Here is a 15,817-nt window from a genome sequence, read left to right as displayed (position 1 = left end):
ATGGACGTGTTGCCACTGCTGTTGCTGGTCGCGGGGAGCGCGGCGGTCGCCGGGGCCGCCCGCCGCACCCCGGTCCCGGCACCCCTGCTGATCGTCGCCGTGGCCCTGCTGGTCTCGTACATCCCCGGAGTGCCGACGTACGAACTCGACCCCGACGTCGTGCTCCCGCTGGTGCTGCCCCCGCTGCTGTACACGGCGGCCACCGACAGTTCCTACCTCGACCTGAGGGCCCAGTTGAGGCCCGTCGCGCTGTTGTCGGTCGGGTACGTCCTCTTCGCCACCCTCGTGGTCGGCTGGGCCGCCTATCTGCTCGTACCGGGCCTGCCGCTGCCTGCGGCGCTGGTGTTCGGCGCCGTGGTGGCGCCGCCGGACGCGGTGGCCGCGACGGCCGTGGCACGCCGCGTGGGGCTGCCCTCACGGATCACCACGATCCTTCAGGGCGAGTCCCTGGTGAACGACGCGACCGCGATCACCGCCTACAAGGTGGCGCTCGCGGCGGCGGTCGGCGAGGGCGCGACCTGGGCGGGCGGTGTCCGCGAGTTCCTGCTCGCGGCGGTCGGCGGCGTCGTCGTCGGGCTCGTGCTGATGATCCCCATCCACTGGCTGCGCACCCACATGAACGAGGCGCTCCTGCAGAACACCCTCTCCCTGCTGATCCCCTTCGTCGCCTACGGCATCGCCGAGCAGTTCCACGCCTCCGGTGTGCTCGCGGTGGTCGTCGTCGCGCTCTACCTCGGACACCGCTCCTGGGAGGTGGACTTCGCGACCCGGCTCCAGGAGGAGGCGGTGTGGAAGATGGTCGCCTTCGTCCTGGAGTCCGCGGTGTTCGCGCTGATCGGACTCCAGCTCCCGGTCGTCCTCAAGGGCCTCGGTGCCTACGAGGGGACGACCGCCGCCTGGTACGCCCTCGCCCTCTTCCTCGTCGTCGTCGTGACCCGCTTCGTGTGGGTGTACCCCGCCACCTTCCTGCCTCGCCTCCTGTCGGCGCGCATCCGCGAGCGCGAGGCCAACCCCACCTGGAAGGGGCCGTTCGTCATCGGCTGGGCCGGCATGCGCGGCGTCGTCTCGCTCGCCATCGCCTTCTCCGTCCCGCTCACCGTGGACGGCGGTGACGCCTTCCCCGGACGCAACCTGATCCTCTTCCTGACCTTCACCACCGTCATCGGCACCCTGGTCGTGCAGGGTCTGACCCTGCCCCCGCTCATCCGGCTGCTGAAACTGCCGGGACGCGACACGCAGGCCGAGACCCTCGCCGAGGCCAACGCCCAGGCGCAGGCCTCCCGCGCCGCCGAGGAGCGCCTCGACGAACTCCTCGCCGACGAGCGCAACGCCCTGCCGCCGCCGCTCGCCGAGCGCCTGCGCACGGTCATGGAGCGGCGCCGCAACGCCGTCTGGGAGCGGCTCGGCGCGGTCAACCCGGTCACCGGCGAGACCGCGGACGACACCTACCGCCGGCTCTCCCGCGAGATGATCGGCACCGAGCGCGACGTCTTCGTCAAGCTGCGCGACCACCGCTACATCGACGACGAGATGCTGCGCACGCTGCTGCGCCGGCTGGACCTGGAGGAGGCGGCGGCCTACCGGGAGGCGGCCTGAGGTCCGGTCCCCGGGGCGGGGAACGGCGCTCCGGTGATCACCGCCGCCACCGTCGTGCCGCGCGGGAACGCCCCTTCTTCGGCGAGGGCGACAAGTCCATAGAGCATCTTGGCGACATAGAGACGTTCGACGGGCAACCCGTGCCGCTGCTCGAAGTCCTCGGCGAAGGCGTCGAGTTCGGCGGTGGTGCGGGCGTAGCCGCCGAAGTGGAAGCGGTCGTCGAGGGACCAGTTCCCGCGCCGGGCGCCGAACGCGGCCGTCTGGAGGGCCGTCGTGCCGGCGTCGAGGAAGCCACCGCGCAGGACCGGGACGCCCAGCGCCCGCTGGCCTGGGGCGAGGCCCGCGGCCATCCCGGCGAGGGTGCCGCCGGTGCCGCAGGCGAGGGCGGCCACCTCGATGCCGTCCTCGTCGCGCAGTTCCTCGCCGAGTGCCCGGCAGCCGCGCACGGCGAGGACGTTGCTGCCGCCCTCGGGCACGACGTACGCGTCCTCGGCGCCCGTCGCCCGCAGGATCCCGGCCAGCGTCCGGGGTTCCGTCTTGTGCCGGTACGTCGATCTGTCGACGAAGTGAAGGCGCATGCCGTCGGCGGCGCAGCGGGCCAGTGAGGGGTTCAGGGGGCGGTCGGCCAGTTCCTGGCCGCGGACCACGCCCACGGTGGGCTGCCTGAGGAGACGGCCCGCGGCGGCGGTGGCGCGCAGATGGTTCGAGTAGGCCCCGCCGAAGGTGACCAGTGTGCGGCCGGCCGCCGCGTCGAGGTTCGGCGTCAGCTTGCGCCACTTGTTGCCGATCAGCTCCGGGTGGATCAGGTCGTCCCGCTTCAGCACCAGCCGCACCCCGCGCCGCGCGAACCGCTCGTCCCCGGCCTCCACCAACGGCGACGGGAGCCGCGGCGGGGGACCGACGGGAGCGGGAGTCCCGCGCGGGGTGCGCGGGCCCGCGGGAGGGGCCGTGACGGCCGGGTGCGGCACGGCACGCGCGGTGCGGGAGTCCGAGGGACCGGGCGTGACCGCCGGGTCCGCAGGGCGGGCGGCGCGGCGCGGGACGGCCGGGTCGGGGACTTCCGGGTCGGAGGCGGGCCCGGGGCGGTCCGGGCCGTCGTCCGGGGTGTCGGGGCTGGTCACGGGTCCATTGTCGGACACCCGTCCGGGGACACCCGTCCGGGGACGGCCGGACGCGGGAGCCCGCGGCGCCGCCCGCCCGCGCCGGCCCTCGGCGCCTCAGCTCACTTCAGCAGCTCGCGGACGCGTCCCCGCAGCGAGTTCATCGTGAAGCCCCGCGGGTCCACCTTCCCCGGCTGCCACTCCAGGTGGCCGATGACCGAGCGCTCCGTCCAGCCGTGGAAACGGCAGATCGCGGCGGAGACCTTGGCGATGGCGTCGAGCTGCGCCTCGGGCCACGGGTCCTTGCCGTCGCCGAGGTTCTCGCACTCGAAGCCGTAGAAGTGGCGGTTGCCGTCGGTGTTCGCCTCGTTGTCGTGCGGCAGCGCCTTCTCGGCGATCACCGCGCGCAGCACGTCGTCGTCGCCGAGGCCCGCGTGGTTGGCGCGGCCGTAGCCGACCAGGTGCAGGACACCGTCCTTGGTGATGACCCCGTGGCACAGCGGTCCGGGCAGGTCCTCGCGGCCCTCGCGGCACAGCCCGACCGTGAGCGCGCCGCCCGAGGTCACGGTGTGGTGGATCATCACCCCGTGCACCGGCCCCCAGGGGCCCTTGTGATTGCGGTTGTGATGCTCCCAGTCGCCGACCTCGACGACATGGACTCCTTCGTCCCTGATCCGGTCGAGGAACCTGCCCGCGGACATGGGCGATGCCATGGCCGACTCCTTCGCGCTGTTCGTCGGCCGCCCTGCCGCGGCCGTCTGGTACCGCAGCTTCTATATCCGGCCGGGTGGCCGGAACCAGCCGTTCGCACGGCGTGCGAGCCGATCCGGTCAGTCCGGGAGAAGCGGAATCGGCCCTCCCTGCCCACGTCCGGAGTGATCCATTCCCCCTCATTCGTGTAATGGCATCAGCACACACAGTGATGAAAGGCTTGGCCGCGAAGATCAGTGCACGACCGGGAGGGCAATTTTCATGTCGGTAGGCGAAGAGGTCCGCGCGGAGCAGAACCGTCCGCAGCAGAGTCTCGGCACATCAGCCGCGCGGAACCTGGCCACCACCACCAAGTCCGCGCCACAGATGCAGGAGATCAGCTCACGGTGGCTGCTGCGCATGCTTCCGTGGGTGAACGTGCAAGGTGGCACGTACCGCGTGAACCGGCGGCTCAGCTACTCCGTGGGCGACGGACGCGTGACGTTCGTCAAGACGGGCGACCGCGTCCAGGTCATCCCCGCGGAGCTCGGAGAACTGTCCGTGCTGCGGTCGTACGAGGACCACGACGTGCTGGGCGAGCTCGCCCAGCGGTGCCAGCAGCGGGAGTTCGCACCGGGGGAGGTGCTGACCTCGTTCGGCAGCCGGGCCGAGGAGGTGTTCCTCCTGGCGCACGGCAAGGTCGAGAAGATCGGCACCGGCCCCTACGGGGGCGACACGGTGCTCGGTGTCCTCGCCGACGGCGCGTACTTCGGCGAACAGGCGCTCATCGACCCGGAGGCCATCTGGGAGTACACGGCCCGCGCGGTGACGGCGGTGACCGTGCTCGTACTGCCCCGCCAGGACCTCGAACAGGTGGCGGAGCGTTCCGAGTCCCTGAACGAACACCTTCGGGAACTGCGCGCGATTCCGTCGCAGCGCACCAACAAGTACGGCGAGAAGGAGATCGACCTCGCGGCCGGTCACACAGGTGAGCAGGACATCCCGGGCACCTTCGTGGACTACGAGGCGTCCCCGCGCGAGTACGAACTGAGCATCGCCCAGACCGTCCTGCGCCTGCACACACGCGTGGCGGATCTCTACAACCAGCCGATGAACCAGACCGAGCAGCAGTTGCGGCTCACCGTGGAGGCGTTGAAGGAGCGCCAGGAGCACGAGCTCATCAACAACCGCGAGTTCGGCATGCTCAACAACTGCGAGTACGACCAGAGGCTCCAGCCGCACGACGGCGTACCGGGCCCGGACGACATGGACGAGCTGCTCAGCCGCCGCCGCGGCACCAAGCTGTTCCTCGCCCATCCGCGCGCGATCTCCGCGTTCGGCCGCGAACTGAACAAGCGCGGGCTCGTCCCCGAGAGCATCGAGATCGCCGGCAACCGCATCCCGACCTGGCGCGGGGTGCCGATCTTCCCGTGCAACAAGATCCCCGTCAGCGACGCCCGTACGACCTCGATCATCGCCATGCGTACCGGCGAGGCCGAACAGGGAGTGGTCGGGCTCCAGCAGGCGGGCATCCCGGACGAGATCGAGCCGAGCCTGTCGGTGCGCTTCATGGGCATCAACGAACAGGCGATCATCTCCTACCTGGTGACGGCGTACTACTCGGCCGCGGTGCTCGTGCCGGACGCGCTCGGCATCCTGGAGAACGTCGAGATCGGGCGCTGGCGGTGACGTTCCGCCAAGCGGAGCCCGGTGTGGTCCCGCCTCCCGGGGCGGGACCACACCGGGGACACGCACCCGCGCACGGCGGCCTCCTCGGCGCCATCGTCAGCAGGTGTTCCGGAGCGATCGAGCGGGTGAGGACATGACGACCCGGACACGGCAGGGACCGGCCGGAATCCCCGGCGGACGGCGCCCGGCGAGGCCTTCGGACCGACGGGGTCCCGGCCCAGGCCCCATGGAGAGACCGGAGAGACCGGGCCCGCCGGGCCCGCCCGACGCGCAGGAGGCCGCGGTCGTCCTGGAGCGGGCGCGGGCGTGCGTCGACCCCGAGCTGCGCCGGGCCGTCGACTCGCTGCCGGGCTCCATGCGCCGGATCGCGCTGTACCACTTCGGCTGGGAGCAGGCGGACGGCACCCCGGCGGCGGGGAACGCAGGCAAGGCCATCCGGCCGGCGCTGGTACTGACCGCGGTCCAGGCGCTCGGCGGACAGCGCGAGGCGGCCGTACGGGCGGCCGCCGCGGTGGAGCTGATCCACAACTTCACCCTGCTGCACGACGACGTGATGGACCGGGACACCACCCGCAGACACCGTCCCACCGCGTGGACCGTGTTCGGCGACGCCGACGCGATCCTCGCCGGGGACGCCCTCCAGGCCCTGGCCCTGGGGATGCTCGCCGAGGACCCGCACCCCGCGTCCTCGGCCGCCGCCGCGCGGCTCGCGGGCTGCGTCGTCGAACTGTGCGCCGGACAGCACACGGACACGGCCATGGAGAAGCTCGGCCCGTACGAGGTCACCCTCGACGAGTGCCTCGCCATGGCCGAGGCGAAGACGGGAGCCCTGCTCGGCAGTGCCTGCGCCATCGGCGGGCTGTACGCGGGGGCGCGTGCCGAGGACGTCGAGGCTCTCGACGCGTTCGGCCGGGAGGCGGGGCTCGCGTTCCAGCTCATCGACGACGTGATCGGGATCTGGGGAGACCCGGGCCGCACCGGCAAACCGGCCGGGGCGGACCTTGCCGCCCGCAAGAAGTCGCTGCCCGTGGTCGCCGCGCTCACCTCGGGCACCCCGGCGGCCGTCGAACTCGCCGAGCTGTACGCGGCGCCCTACCGGGAAGGGGAGCTGGAGCGCACGGTGCTGGCGGTCGAGCGGGCGGGCGGGCGTGACTGGGCGCAGGCCCAGGCGGCCGACCGGATGTCCCGGGCGATGCACGAACTGTCCCGCGCGGTGCCTGACCCCGAGGCGGCGGGCGGCCTTCTCGCACTCGCCGAGTTCGTCACGCGGCGCAGCACCTGACCGGTTCCGGTGCCGCTGGTCGACGGCCCCGGAACCCCGGGCACCGTACGGAACCTGACATCCGTGCGGTGCCCGGCTCCGTGTGCCGGCGCGGGGGCGTAATAGGCTCAACCGCCGTACGGTCGAGGCTGGTTGGGGCGAAGGGCGGGGCTGGTCATGGGTGTGGCGATCCGGGTGGCGGACGAGGCGGACCGGGAGCTGGTCGTCCGGCTGCTGGACGAGGCCTTCCAGGACGATCCGGTGAGCAACTGGGTCTTCCCCGACCCCGCGCAGCGCCGGGCGAAGCACCCCGGGCTGATGGCGGCCTTCACCGATGTGGTGCTCGCCGAGGGGCGCGTCGATCTGGCCGAGGACGGTTCGGCGTGCGCCCTGTGGCTGTCCGTCCCCGCCACCGGGAACCATGACGGCGCGGGCGGGAACCGGGGGGACGGCGAAGGCGACGGGGCGGACGAGGACGGTCCCGCGCAGCTCCGCGAGGCCGTCGACCCGGACAACGAACGCGTCGAGCTGATCGGCCGGCTGACGGCCGGCATCCACCCCGAGGGGCGGGCCCACGCCTACCTGTGGATGATCGGGGTGACGCCGGAGCGCCAGGGCGAGGGCCTCGGCCGCGCGCTGATCGAGTCGGTCCTCGACCGCTGCGACCGCGAGGGACTGGCCGCGTACCTGGAGGCGAGCAACGCCCGCAGCCGCGCACTGTACGAACGGCTCGGCTTCGCGCTCTCGGGCCGCCCCCTCGACCTGCCGGACGGCCCGCGGATGTGGCCGATGTGGCGCGAGCCGCGTCCCGGGGGACCGGCGCGGGCCTAGGCCGGGAGCCGGGGCCGGAGCCGGAGCCGGGCCTTGTTCTGGACGTACGACAGGAAGTGGTGGGTCCGCCGTCCTACCCTGAAGGCATGGGCACGGATGAGCATGTATGTCCAGAATGCGGGCAGCCGGTCGCCACGGTCGTGCACCGGTACAAGACTCTGGGCGCCTGGGTGCCCAGATGGGGTCCCGGACCCTGCCGCAACCCGGACTGTGCGACCTACGCGGACGAGCCAGGGCACGGACACGGCCAAGGCGAGGGCCAAGGGCAAGGCCAAGGCGGGGGCGAGGGGCGGGATCTGCCGGAGGAGGCCGGGGCGGAGCCGTCCTGACGCACGCCGGACACCGCCGCACGAGGTCGTGAAAAGTCGTGCGGGGAACGTGTAGAGAAACGCGGGCCGGCTCCGACGTCCCCTGTGAGAGCCGCCCACGACGGGCGGTCCGAGCCGAGGAAGCCGAAGGAGCGGACTCATGAAGTACCTGGTGATGGTGCAGGGCACACAGGCCGACTACGAGGGCATGCGGGGCAACGCCTCCGAGCAGGCGCCGGCCTGGAGCGAGCAGGAACTGCAGGCCATGTACGCCTACATGGGCGCGATCGGCGACGACCTCTCCGAGTCCGGCGAGCTCGTCGACGCCCAGGGACTGACCGACCCCGCGCGGGCCCGCCAGGTGTCCCTGGACGCGGACGGCAAGGCCGTGATCACCGACGGCCCGTACAGCGAGACCAAGGAGCTGATGGCCGGCTACTGGGTGGTCGACTGCGCGAGCCTGGAGCGGGTCACCGAGATCGCCGAGCGGGTCACCCGTTGCCCCGGCCCCGAGGGCCAGACCGGCCACCCGGTGGTCATCCGGCCCGTCCAGGAGGGGGCCGGGGACATCTGAGCGGGATGAGGGACACGACCGAGGTCGAGGACCTGCTGCGCCGCCACGCGCCGCAGGTCCTCGGCGCGCTCGTCCGCCGCTACGGGCATTTCGACTCGGCCGAGGACGCGGTGCAGGAGGCGCTGCTCGCGGCCGCCGGGCAATGGCCCGAGAAGGGTGTGCCGGACAACCCGCGCGGATGGCTGATCAAGGTCGCCTCGCGCCGGCTCGTCGACGCCCTGCGCGCGGAGGAGGCGCGGCGGCTGCGGGAGGAGAAGGCCGCGGCGCTGACACCGCGGGACGCCTTCACGGCGCCGCCGCCGGGCCCGGACCGCGCCCCGTCGCTGGACGACACCCTCTCCCTGCTCTTCCTGTGCTGCCATCCCGCACTGTCCCCGACCGTGCAGATCGCCCTCACGCTGCGCGCGGTCGGCGGCCTGACCACGGCGGAGATCGCGCGGGCGTACCTGGTGCCCGAGGCGACCATGGCGCAGCGGATCAGCCGGGCCAAGCAGCGGATCCGGGGAGTCGGTCTCGGCCGCCCCGACCACTGGGAGGAACGGCTTCCCGCAGTCCTGCACACGCTCTACCTGATCTTCAACGAGGGCTACACGGCGACGTCCGGCTCGACCCTCCAGCGTGCCGAACTCGCCCATGAGGCGATCCGGTTGACCCGCACGGTCCGGCAACTGCTGCCGGAGGACGGCGAGGTGACCGGACTGCTCGCGCTGATGCTGCTCACCGACGCCCGGCGCGCGGCGCGGACCGGGCCGCACGGGGAACTCGTCCCCCTCGACGAACAGGACCGCACCCGCTGGGACAGGACGGCGATCGAGGAGGGGGTGACCCTGGTGACCGAGGCACTGGCGCTGGGACCGGCGGGCCCGTACGCGCTCCGAGCCGCCATCGCCGCGGTCCACGACGAGGCGCCGTCGGCGGAGGCGACGGACTGGACCGAGATCCTCGGCCTGTACGACCTCCTCGTCCGCCGGGTCCCGGGTCCCGTCGAACACCTCAACCGCGCGGTCGCCGTGGCCATGGTGCACGGGCCGCGTGCCGCTCTCGCCGAACTCGACCGGATGGAGGGGGAGTCGGCGGCCGGGCACCGGCTGGACGCGGTCCGGGCGCACCTGCTGGAGCGCGCGGGCGACCCGGACGCGGCACGTGAGGCCTACGCGTCGGCGGCGGCCAAGACCCTCAGCCTGCCCGAGCGCCGCTATTTGGAGGTGCGGGCGGCCCGGCTGCGTACGTAGCGTGGTCCGCATGTCCGAACCTCTGCTGCATCTGACCGAGCGTTCCCTGTGGGACGCGGCCCGCGCGTCGGGCACCTTCGAGATTTCCACCCGCGGCCGGACCCTCCAGGAGGAGGGCTTCATCCACTGCTCGCTGCGCCGCCAACTCCCCGCCGTGGCCGCCACGGTGTACGGCTCCTACACCGGACCCGACGAACTCGTGGTCCTCGTGATCGACGCCGGACGGCTCACGGCGCCGGTCCGCTTCGAGGCGATGGACCCCGGCGGGGAGGAATTCCCGCACATCTACGGGCCGATCGCGGTGGAGGCGGTCGTGGACGTTGAGGTCTGGGACCGGGGCGGGGCGGCTTCGGCGTGAGCGCGGACGGGGAGCGACGCCGGGTGTGGCGTCGGCTCCTGGTGCTGTGGGCGGTCGCCGTGGCCGGCGGCGGCATCCTCACGCTCTGGCTCCAGGCCTCGGCGCAGCCGCCACCGCCCACCGGCTGGTACACCTCCGAGCAGGACGGCCGTGACGGCCCGGCCCCGCTGATCTCCGCCCAGGTCTCGGACTTGCCCTGCCCCGAGGCGGAGCGCGGGGGGCCCGTCCTCTGTATGGTCGCGACCCGCCCCTAGGGCAGGCTGCCCGTCGCGGGATCGCGGCCGGTCAGGCAGTAGGTGCCGCCGGCGGGGTCCCGCATCACCGTCCACCGCGCGCCCCGGCCGACCGCCGTCGCGCCCAGGGCTTCGTGGTGGGCCCGGACCGCGTCGACGTCCGAGCAGGCGAGGTCCAGGTGGGCCGAGGCGGGACGGTCGGTGCCCAGGCGTTGCAGCAGGATGCGCAGCGGCAGCCCGGTGGGCGGCTTGATCAGATGGAACTCGGGGAGCGCTCCGGGGAGGGAATCCCACCCCGTGAGCTCGCTCCAGAAGACGGTCTCGGCGTCGTACACGCCCGGCGCCAGGTCGATGCTCACCTGGTCCAGCCGGCTCGTCGCCCCGTCCGGCCCCTCGGTCACCGGCGGCCGCGCCGATTCCCCGTTCCACGGCACCGCGCAGAACAACTGCCCGCCGGGGGAGCGCAGTACGGCCCACCCGTCGTGGTCCGCGACGACCGCGGCACCCAGCCGCAGCGCCCGTTCCACCAGCGCCGGCACGTCCTCCACGGACAGGTCGAGATGCGCGCCCCCGACGCCGTCCCCGACACCCTGGGCCTTCACGCACGCGTCCCCCTCGCCGGGCAGCAGCGTCACGAACTCGCCCTGGCCGCCCCGGGGTTCGGACAGCTTCGTGCCGGTGACCGCCGTCCAGAAGCCGAGGGCCCGTCCGAGCTCCGCCGCGGGCCGGTCGACGAAGACGTGGGTCCACCGGACGACCGGCCCCGTGGTCACCGAGGGCTTCCCCGCCTCACCGTCCGTACGGTTCATGCCGTCTCCCCGGCGATCAGGGCGCGCAGCGACGCCTTCATCCGTGCGACGAAGGCGTCGCGGGTCCCGGGGGAGAGGACGTCCAGGGAGAGATACGGGTTGAGGTCCTCCAGCTCGACGAGGAGCAGCTCGCCGCCGGGTGCCCGGCAGGCGTCCACGCGCTGGATGCCGTACGCGATGTCGTTCCACTCGACGAACCGCTGCGCGAACTCCCGGTCCTCGTCGGTCGGTTCGTACGGCTCCAGGGCCCAGCGCCGCTCCGGGTCGGGCGCGTACAGGGCGTACTGGAGGGTGTGGTCGACGAAGTAGAACGACACCTCGTAGCGGAAGTCGACGCGTGGCTGGACGAGGAGGTCGCCGAACGGCAGGGAGGCGAGTTTCTCGCGCGGAACGAACTCCAGGCCGATGGAGTCCGCCCCCTGCCTCGGTTTCACCACGTACATGGCGGCCTCGGGCAGCAGGCCCAGATCCTGTGCGCGGTCGACGGTCGGAATGACGGGGAACCCAGCCGCGGTCAGCTCCAGCAGATAGCCCTTGCCGGCCATGTCCCCCTTGCCGGAGAGCTGGTTGTAGACGCGGACCCCCTCCGCGAGCGCCCGTTCGCGGAACGCGTCGTACGCGGCCTGGTAGTGCAGGACGGGCCCGCTGTTGCGTACGACCACGGCGTCGAAGCCGGTCATCAGCGCGGCCGCGTCCAGCGGGTGGCACACGGCGATGTCGAAGTCCTCGCGCAGCCGGGAGGTCAGGGCGATGTCCTCGTCGCAGTACCGCCGCCCCTTGGCCGGATAGGCCAGGTCGCTGACGAACAGGACGCGGGGGCGTGCGGACGGCACGGATGGCTCCTCGAAGCGTTCGGACGGTTCGTCCCACGGGCCGATCATGGCCGCGGAACACGGACGTAGTGTCCCTCCCCCGTAATTCCGGCCTCCTGTCGCCCCGCCGGATGCCGCCGGCACCCGGGAACGACAGCCGGTCCCGGGGCCCGGAGGAGTGCGGGGCCGGCCGCGGACCGTCCCGGTCAGCGGCCGGCGCGCTTCTCCGCGAAGCGCAGGAGGTTGCCCGCCGGGTCGCGGAAGGCGCAGTCCCGCAGGCCGTACGGCTGGTCCTCGGGCTCCTGGACGACGTCGGCGCCCGAGGCACGGACCCGCTCGAAGAGCTCGTCGCAGTCGGTCGTCGAGAAGATCACCCCGCGCAGCATCCCCTTGGCCAGCAGTTCGGCCATGGCCTGCTTGTCCGCGGGGGAGGCGTCCGGGTCAGCCCCCGGGGGCTCCAGGACGATCTCCACATCCGGCTGGAGCGGCGAGCCGACGGTGACCCAGCGCATTCCCTCGAATCCGACGTCACCCCGGACCTCCAGGCCCAGCACGTCACGGTAGAAGGCGAGCGCCTTGTCGTGGTCGTCGACGGAGATGAAGCACTGGGACAGTTTCAGATCCATGCGTCCAACCTAGAGCCTGCCGTTCGCGTCACGCGGGCGGACGAGGAGAGGACGGCGGGCCCTAGAGACGCGTCCCCGGTTCCGCCTCCGGGTTGCGGTGGCGGGCCGGGCGGGTGAGCCGGCGGGCCACGCAGGAGGGGATGGGGGCGCCGTGGTCGTGCGGGCGGGCCCGGTACGCGCTCGGGGTCTCGCCCACCAGCTCCGTGAACCGCGAGCTGAACGAGCCGAGCGAGGTGCAGCCCACCGCGAAGCACACCTCGGTCACCGTCAGGTCGCCGCGCCGCAGCAGAGCCTTCGCGCGCTCGATCCGCCGGGTCATCAGATACGTGTACGGCGTCTCGCCGAAGGCCTCCCGGAAACTGCGCTGGAAGTGTCCGGGCGACATCAGCGCGGTGCGCGCGAGCGTGGCCATGTCCCACGGTTCGGCGTACTCGCGGTTCATCCGGTCGCGCGCCTGCCGCAGCCGGACCAGGTCTTCGAGCGGTCGGGGATTCGCCACCTCCCCAGAATGGCACACGGACCGCCGCCCCCCGGGGGATCACTGGCCCGGGGGACGGCGGTGGTCGTGCGTACGCGGGGGTGTCCGTGCCGTCAGGCGGCGAGGACCTTGGCCTTGGCCTGCTCGAACTCCTCGGCCGTGAGGTGGCCGTGGCTCTTGAGGTCCGCGAGCTTCGCCAACTCGTCGGCCTTGCCGGTGGTCCCGGCGGTCTCACGGATGTAGGAGTTCATGTCCTCCTGGTTCCGCTGCATGCGCTTCATCTCGCGCTCACCCATTCCGCGGCCCCGTGCGATCAGGTACACGAAGATGCCCAGGAAGGGCACGATGACGACGAAGACGCACCAGCCCGCCTTGCCCCAGCCGCTCAGCTCGTCGTCGCGGAAGACATCCCCGATGACGCGGAAGAGCAGCATGAACCAGAGGATCCAGAGGAAGAACCACATCATGCTCCAGAAGACGTTCAGCAGGGGGTAGTCCGCTGCCAGATTGAGCGTCGAGCCGTTCATGGTCGAACTCCTGTCGGTTGTCGACATCTCCGCGGGCGTGACGTCTTGCTTCGGCTCCAGAGTGCGGTCACCCCCCGCCCCGGCGGATCACCCTCCGCGGGTGAGCTCGCGGATCCGCCTCCGCGGGCTCCTCGACGACCGGTACCGGCACCGGGCACCGGTACCGGTAGGGGCACCCGTCACGGCGACGGCATCGGGACCGTCGCCGGTCCCGATGCCGTCGCCGTGACGGATCCGCCCCGGCCGGTCACCCCGGAGGCCCCGGCGGGCCGCTCGTCAATCGCCCTGAGGCGCCTCGCGCCCTCCACGCTCCCCGCGTTCCTGGAACTCCTCGCGCACCGCGCGCCCGTCACGCTCCTGACGCCCGTCGCGCTCCTCCGCGAGGGCGTCCCGGAGCCGGGGGAACCGGGCGTCGAGCTCCTCGTCCACCCAGGTCAGCCGCCTGGTGAGGGGCGCCCCGCCGTGGCCCGCCCCGCGCAGGTCCTCCAGGAGGGTCCGGAGGCGGATCAGGACCATCGGGGAGTTCCGGGCGGCCGGGATCACCTCGTCGACGGCGGTCCGCAGGAAGTCGTCCCAGCCCGGCAGCGGGACGACCACGCGAAGGTTGCCCGCGCGGTCGGCGATCTCGCGGGGCCGGGCCCGCGCCGGGACCGGCCGGCGCAGCAGATCGTCCACGGCGTCCAGGGCCTGGACCGCCGTGGCGGGGTCGTTGACCGCCGGGGACAGCGCCCTGAGCGCGATGTCGGCGAGCAGCCGGAAGGCGAGTCCGGGGTCCTGGTCGAAGACGCGTTCGGCGCCGGTCTCCAGGCCGCGCAGCACGGCGGAGGCGGCCAGTTCGCCGCCGTACACCTCGGCGACGGTCGTGCCCTGCTGCACGGTGGTGCCGGGGGTCACCCGGAGCACGACGACCGCGTCCGCCGCCCGTGCCGCGCCCGCCAGCAGGTCCTCGTCCACGCGTTGCAGCACCGCGCCGCCCTTCGGCCAGCGGACCGTCGAACACGGCCCGCCCGGACCGGCCGGGTCTCCCAGGTCTTCCCGCGTGCCCGGATACAGGACGTCGAGGTTGTGCCGGCCCCGTTCCGTGATGGAGCCGAGCACCGGGGCCAGCTGGATCGCGGCGACGGCCCGCAGCAGGAGGGCGCGCAGCAGCGTCAGCAGCAGGAGCAGCAGGACGCCCGCGCTGATCGGCACGACCACCGAGACCTCGTCCCGGTTGGCGATGGTCAGGGCCGCGGTGGCACAGAAGACGGTCAGTCCGACGGCGAAGGCGAACGTCCGCCACACGATCGGCGCGTCCCGGAAAAGGGTGAGCCGCGGGGTGAAGGTGGTGGCCGCCCACTGCACCACCAGGAACAGCACGGAGAAGATGACGGTGGCCGCGCCGAGCACTCCGAAGCCCGTCGCGAGCAGCATCTCGGCCACCTGGCGGGACGGCAGCACGGGTCCTCGGGCGAACTCCGGGACGAGGAGGCCGAGGCCCAGTCCGATGCCGATGAACAGCAGTTGGAGGAGGCCCGCGCGCCACCACCGCCGACGGCGGAACGCGGCGTGGCCGGTGCGGACGGAGGTGTCCCGGCCGGCTGCCGCGAGAGCGTTCATCGGACATCCTCCGAGGCGGTCCCGGGGGCCGCCGGAACGCGGACCCGCCTCCCCAGGTTCGCCGCCCGCGCGGCCACCCGCATCACCCGTCGAAGGTGAGCCCCCGCGCGGCACGGGCCCGCTCACCCTTTTTTCGGCCTTTTTCGTCGCCCGGAGGGCGTAACGCCGGGGTACGGGTGGAAGGTGGAGTGGCGAGGGTGTGAGCGGGAGAGTTCCGAGGTGGGCGGATGTCGCCCGCACCGGGGGATGTCACATCGGTGCGGGCGGCCGACGATGGCAGGGCTTCGCAGCGGACCCCGCACCCCGGCCCCGAGGGAAGTGCTCGTATGCGCTATGAATTCCGCATCGCCGGCATTGTTTCGGACACGCTCGCCTCGGCCTTCTCCGAACTCGACAGGGTCCGTACGAAGGAGCAGACCCTGTTCTTCGGCACCGTGATCGACGACGCCCATCTCTACGGACTGCTCACCCGGTTCCAGGCCCTGGGCCTTCGGGTGATCGAGATGCGTCAGCTTCCCGTGTGACCGAGGACGCCCACCGCCCCGGGAAAGCAGTACGCACCCGGACTGTCGGGCCGCCGGGAACGGCGGCCCGACAGTCCGGGTGCGTACAGACGGGCGACGCGATCCGCGCGGACGCGGCTCGGACGGCCCGGACGAAGGTCAGGCCTTCTTGGTCTCCCAGAAGATCTTGTCGATCTGGGCGATGTAGTCCAGCGCCTTCTGGCCCGTCGCCGGGTCGGTGGACGCCTTCGCGGCCGAGAGGGCCTTGAGGGTGTCGTTGACCAGCTGGTGCAGCTCCGGGTACTTCTCGAAGTGCGGGGGCTTGAAGTAGTCGCTCCAGAGCACCGACACGTGGTGCTTGGCGAGCTCGGCGCGCTGCTCCTTGATGACCGTGGCGCGAGCCTGGAAGTGCGGGTCGTCGTTGCCGGCCATCTTGTCCTGAACGGCCTTGACCGACTCCGCCTCGATGCGGGCCTGGGCCGGGTCGTACACGCCGCAGGGCAGGTCGCAGTGCGCGCTGACCTTGACCTTGGGGGCAAACAGGCGGGAGAGCATTGAGCTGTCCTTCCTCGTGATCGTCTTCTCAGGTGG

18 protein-coding genes are annotated in these 15,817 nt (G+C 72.4%); 9 read left to right on the top strand and 9 right to left on the bottom strand.

The genetic code is table 11. The features are described 5' to 3' along the window. Window positions 1-1,596: a Na+/H+ antiporter gene (locus tag OG780_RS14815; RefSeq protein WP_328448382.1), complete on the top strand. Its 1,596-nt coding sequence runs from the start codon at window positions 1-3 to the stop codon at window positions 1,594-1,596. Here OG780_RS14815 and OG780_RS14810 read toward each other — a convergent pair. Continuing rightward, window positions 1,578-2,468: a 1-aminocyclopropane-1-carboxylate deaminase/D-cysteine desulfhydrase gene (locus tag OG780_RS14810; RefSeq protein WP_328458133.1), complete on the bottom strand. Its 891-nt coding sequence runs from the start codon at window positions 2,466-2,468 to the stop codon at window positions 1,578-1,580. The genes OG780_RS14815 and OG780_RS14810 overlap by 19 nt on opposite strands. 350 nt (window positions 2,469-2,818) lie before the next feature. After that, window positions 2,819-3,409: an N-acetylmuramoyl-L-alanine amidase gene (locus OG780_RS14805; protein WP_326785584.1), complete on the bottom strand. Its 591-nt coding sequence runs from the start codon at window positions 3,407-3,409 to the stop codon at window positions 2,819-2,821. Window positions 3,410-3,668: 259 nt separating this feature from the next. Here OG780_RS14805 and OG780_RS14800 point away from each other — a divergent pair, with 259 nt between their 5' ends. The 7 genes from OG780_RS14800 (at window position 3,669) to OG780_RS14765 (ending at window position 9,893) form a co-directional block, all read left to right on the top strand. Continuing rightward, a complete protein-coding gene (locus tag OG780_RS14800; protein WP_328448378.1) occupies window positions 3,669-5,075 on the top strand; it encodes a family 2B encapsulin nanocompartment shell protein in 1,407 nt (468 codons plus the stop codon). Between the two features lie 226 nt (window positions 5,076-5,301). Then, window positions 5,302-6,357, top strand: a complete 1,056-nt coding sequence (locus OG780_RS14795; protein ID WP_328448376.1) for a family 2 encapsulin nanocompartment cargo protein polyprenyl transferase — start codon at window positions 5,302-5,304, stop codon at window positions 6,355-6,357. A 156-nt stretch (window positions 6,358-6,513) separates the two neighbouring features. Further along, a complete protein-coding gene (locus tag OG780_RS14790; RefSeq protein ID WP_328448374.1) occupies window positions 6,514-7,167 on the top strand; it encodes a GNAT family N-acetyltransferase in 654 nt (217 codons plus the stop codon). 468 nt (window positions 7,168-7,635) lie between these two features. Continuing rightward, a complete protein-coding gene (locus tag OG780_RS14780; protein WP_328448370.1) occupies window positions 7,636-8,049 on the top strand; it encodes a YciI family protein in 414 nt (137 codons plus the stop codon). Between the two features lie 5 nt (window positions 8,050-8,054). Continuing rightward, window positions 8,055-9,281 (top strand): RNA polymerase sigma factor, encoded by a 1,227-nt coding sequence (locus OG780_RS14775; RefSeq protein ID WP_328448368.1) that lies wholly within the window; start codon window positions 8,055-8,057, stop codon window positions 9,279-9,281. 10 nt (window positions 9,282-9,291) lie between these two features. Then, window positions 9,292-9,639, top strand: a complete 348-nt coding sequence (locus OG780_RS14770; protein ID WP_328448366.1) for a DUF952 domain-containing protein — start codon at window positions 9,292-9,294, stop codon at window positions 9,637-9,639. Continuing rightward, complete coding sequence (locus OG780_RS14765) at window positions 9,636-9,893, top strand: hypothetical protein (protein ID WP_328448364.1); 258 nt, start codon at window positions 9,636-9,638, stop codon at window positions 9,891-9,893. The genes OG780_RS14770 and OG780_RS14765 overlap by 4 nt, the downstream gene beginning before the upstream one ends. Here the strand turns inward: OG780_RS14765 and OG780_RS14760 are convergent. The 6 genes from OG780_RS14760 to OG780_RS14735 all read right to left on the bottom strand — a co-directional run bounded on the left by OG780_RS14760 (window position 9,890) and on the right by OG780_RS14735 (window position 14,723). Then, window positions 9,890-10,681: a VOC family protein gene (locus OG780_RS14760; RefSeq protein WP_328448362.1), complete on the bottom strand. Its 792-nt coding sequence runs from the start codon at window positions 10,679-10,681 to the stop codon at window positions 9,890-9,892. The genes OG780_RS14765 and OG780_RS14760 overlap by 4 nt on opposite strands. Further along, window positions 10,678-11,514 carry a hypothetical protein gene (locus OG780_RS14755; RefSeq protein WP_328448360.1) on the bottom strand — a complete coding sequence of 279 codons (837 nt, stop codon included), beginning with the start codon at window positions 11,512-11,514 and terminating at the stop codon, window positions 10,678-10,680. The genes OG780_RS14760 and OG780_RS14755 overlap by 4 nt, the downstream gene beginning before the upstream one ends. Window positions 11,515-11,699: 185 nt before the next feature. Beyond that, window positions 11,700-12,119 carry a VOC family protein gene (locus OG780_RS14750; protein ID WP_328448358.1) on the bottom strand — a complete coding sequence of 140 codons (420 nt, stop codon included), beginning with the start codon at window positions 12,117-12,119 and terminating at the stop codon, window positions 11,700-11,702. Window positions 12,120-12,180: 61 nt separating this feature from the next. After that, window positions 12,181-12,561, bottom strand: a complete 381-nt coding sequence (locus tag OG780_RS14745; RefSeq protein WP_326790800.1) for a helix-turn-helix transcriptional regulator — start codon at window positions 12,559-12,561, stop codon at window positions 12,181-12,183. A 149-nt stretch (window positions 12,562-12,710) separates the two neighbouring features. Then, on the bottom strand, window positions 12,711-13,124 hold the full coding sequence (locus tag OG780_RS14740; protein WP_328448356.1) for an SHOCT domain-containing protein: 414 nt from the start codon (window positions 13,122-13,124) through the stop codon (window positions 12,711-12,713). A 276-nt stretch (window positions 13,125-13,400) separates the two neighbouring features. Further along, window positions 13,401-14,723 carry a DUF2254 family protein gene (locus OG780_RS14735; RefSeq protein ID WP_328448354.1) on the bottom strand — a complete coding sequence of 441 codons (1,323 nt, stop codon included), beginning with the start codon at window positions 14,721-14,723 and terminating at the stop codon, window positions 13,401-13,403. Between the two features lie 326 nt (window positions 14,724-15,049). On the opposite strand from OG780_RS14735, the gene OG780_RS14730 reads away from it, so the two are divergent. After that, window positions 15,050-15,247 (top strand): hypothetical protein, encoded by a 198-nt coding sequence (locus OG780_RS14730; protein ID WP_326785570.1) that lies wholly within the window; start codon window positions 15,050-15,052, stop codon window positions 15,245-15,247. 138 nt (window positions 15,248-15,385) lie between these two features. On the opposite strand, the gene sodN is transcribed toward OG780_RS14730, so the two are convergent. Further along, the gene (gene sodN, locus OG780_RS14725; protein WP_053662116.1) at window positions 15,386-15,781 is read right to left on the bottom strand and encodes a superoxide dismutase, Ni; all 396 of its coding nucleotides are present in this window, start codon (window positions 15,779-15,781) and stop codon (window positions 15,386-15,388) included. Window positions 15,782-15,817 lie beyond the last annotated feature (36 nt).

Origin of the sequence: Streptomyces sp. NBC_00386 (genome assembly GCF_036063235.1) — a bacterium.
In the GTDB taxonomy this organism is placed as follows: domain Bacteria; phylum Actinomycetota; class Actinomycetes; order Streptomycetales; family Streptomycetaceae; genus Streptomyces.
The sequence above is the reverse complement of the archived record's forward strand: the minus strand, read 5'-3'. Positions and strand labels throughout refer to the sequence as shown.

Bases quoted from the DNA above. Each gene is read 5' to 3' on its own strand.
- OG780_RS14730 (WP_326785570.1), top strand. From the start codon at position 15,050: ATGCGCTATGAATTCCGCATCGCCGGCATTGTTTCGGACACGCTCGCC.
- OG780_RS14740 (WP_328448356.1), bottom strand. From the start codon at position 13,124: ATGAACGGCTCGACGCTCAATCTGGCAGCGGACTACCCCCTGCTGAAC.
- OG780_RS14775 (WP_328448368.1), top strand. From the start codon at position 8,055: ATGAGGGACACGACCGAGGTCGAGGACCTGCTGCGCCGCCACGCGCCG.
- OG780_RS14795 (WP_328448376.1), top strand. From the start codon at position 5,302: ATGGAGAGACCGGAGAGACCGGGCCCGCCGGGCCCGCCCGACGCGCAG.
- OG780_RS14745 (WP_326790800.1), bottom strand. From the start codon at position 12,561: ATGAACCGCGAGTACGCCGAACCGTGGGACATGGCCACGCTCGCGCGC.
- OG780_RS14760 (WP_328448362.1), bottom strand. From the start codon at position 10,681: ATGAACCGTACGGACGGTGAGGCGGGGAAGCCCTCGGTGACCACGGGG.
- OG780_RS14780 (WP_328448370.1), top strand. From the start codon at position 7,636: ATGAAGTACCTGGTGATGGTGCAGGGCACACAGGCCGACTACGAGGGC.
- OG780_RS14735 (WP_328448354.1), bottom strand. From the start codon at position 14,723: ATGAACGCTCTCGCGGCAGCCGGCCGGGACACCTCCGTCCGCACCGGC.
- OG780_RS14800 (WP_328448378.1), top strand. From the start codon at position 3,669: ATGTCGGTAGGCGAAGAGGTCCGCGCGGAGCAGAACCGTCCGCAGCAG.
- OG780_RS14815 (WP_328448382.1), top strand. From the start codon at position 1: ATGGACGTGTTGCCACTGCTGTTGCTGGTCGCGGGGAGCGCGGCGGTC.
- sodN (WP_053662116.1), bottom strand. From the start codon at position 15,781: ATGCTCTCCCGCCTGTTTGCCCCCAAGGTCAAGGTCAGCGCGCACTGC.
- OG780_RS14790 (WP_328448374.1), top strand. From the start codon at position 6,514: ATGGGTGTGGCGATCCGGGTGGCGGACGAGGCGGACCGGGAGCTGGTC.
- OG780_RS14770 (WP_328448366.1), top strand. From the start codon at position 9,292: ATGTCCGAACCTCTGCTGCATCTGACCGAGCGTTCCCTGTGGGACGCG.
- OG780_RS14805 (WP_326785584.1), bottom strand. From the start codon at position 3,409: ATGGCATCGCCCATGTCCGCGGGCAGGTTCCTCGACCGGATCAGGGAC.
- OG780_RS14750 (WP_328448358.1), bottom strand. From the start codon at position 12,119: ATGGATCTGAAACTGTCCCAGTGCTTCATCTCCGTCGACGACCACGAC.